Consider the following 1,352-nt stretch of genomic DNA (forward strand, 5'->3'; position numbering starts at 1 on the left):
AAGAAAGCTGATGAAGCAGGAACAGTAGTAGCTCCAGCAGAACCAGTTAAAGGAGCGGAGCCATCTATCCTAACAGAACCTGAAAAGAAAGCTGTAGAAGATGCAGTTAAGAAAGCAAATCCAAACTTACCAGAAGGTGCAACAGTCGAAGTAGGTAAAGACGGAACAGTAACTGTAAAAGATAAAGATGGAAAAGAACTTGGTAAATTAAAACCAGAAGAAACTGTTAAGAAAGCAGGCGCAGCAACTTCAGTAGATAAGAATCCTCTAGAAGCTGAAGTAGCTAAAAAGGACGCAACAAAAGCATCAGATAAGTACAAGAATGCAGACAAAGATAAAAAGGATGCATACGACAAAGCATTAGCAGATGCCGAAAAAGTACTAGCAGATCCAAATGCAAGTCAAGACGATGTCAACAAAGCAAAGAAAGCTCTAGAAGATGCAGAAAAAGCACTAAATGGTAAGGCAAGCGGAGATGCTGATAAGATTGGTCCAAATATTCCTGGAAATACTGAAGTAGGCAACAAAGACAAGCTTACAGAAGAAGAGAAATCTAAGATTGCTGAAAAGATTAAAGAAGCAAACAAAGATAAATTCCCAGCAGGAACAAAGGTAACAGTAGATGAAAAGGGTAATGCAACAATCACATATCCAAATGGATCAAAAGATGTGATTGGAGCTGACAAGCTAATAAAAGAAAAAGCTTCTGGCAATGAGTCAGGTGGCAATATTGGCGGAATAATTATCCCAGGATCAAAAGCTGATGAAGGCGATAAAGACAATACATCTAATGAAGATGATAATAAGAAAAAACTAACAGAAGCTGAAAAGTATCCAGTAAAAGCTATAAAAGTTAAAGCTGGTGCAAGGGATATGAAGCATTTAACAGACGATGAAAAACACGAAGTAATCGACAAAGTTAAGAAGGCAAATCCAGCAGCAATCGACGTAATAGTAGATGATAAGGGTAACGCTACTCTAATCTATGCTGACGGTTCTAAGAACTTCATAAATGCTGAAGATCTAATCTTCCAAGTAGCAGCTCAAAAAGAAAAGATGCCTAATGCTAAAGCTAATAAAGCAGGCAAAAACGTCAAGACAGGCGTAGGCTCAGTAAGCGGAATAGTAGGACTAGCAGGAATCTCAATAGCAGGACTACTTGCAAGCAGAAAAAAAGAAGAAGAAGATAAGTAAACTTATCTGAAACTTAAAAAACAAGACTCTTAATTGACCTGAACCCCAAAATCCGGAATACGGATGGAGGGGTTTTTGTATGCCAAAATACACAAAAGAATTTAAACTCAAACTAGTAACGGAATATTTATCAGGGGAATCTGGAGGCAGTCCGATGG

The 1,352-nt window shown here is 38.1% G+C and carries 1 pseudogene; it reads left to right on the plus strand.

Annotation, left to right across the window (positions count from 1 at the left end):
* Positions 1-1,194 (plus strand): annotated as a pseudogene (locus ACCQ42_RS10280) (hypothetical protein); the annotation flags it as partial.
* Between the last annotated feature and the right edge of the window lie 158 nt (positions 1,195-1,352).

The sequence above is a fragment of the Anaerococcus kampingae genome, from assembly GCF_046365475.1.
Classification (GTDB): domain Bacteria; phylum Bacillota; class Clostridia; order Tissierellales; family Peptoniphilaceae; genus Anaerococcus; species Anaerococcus kampingae.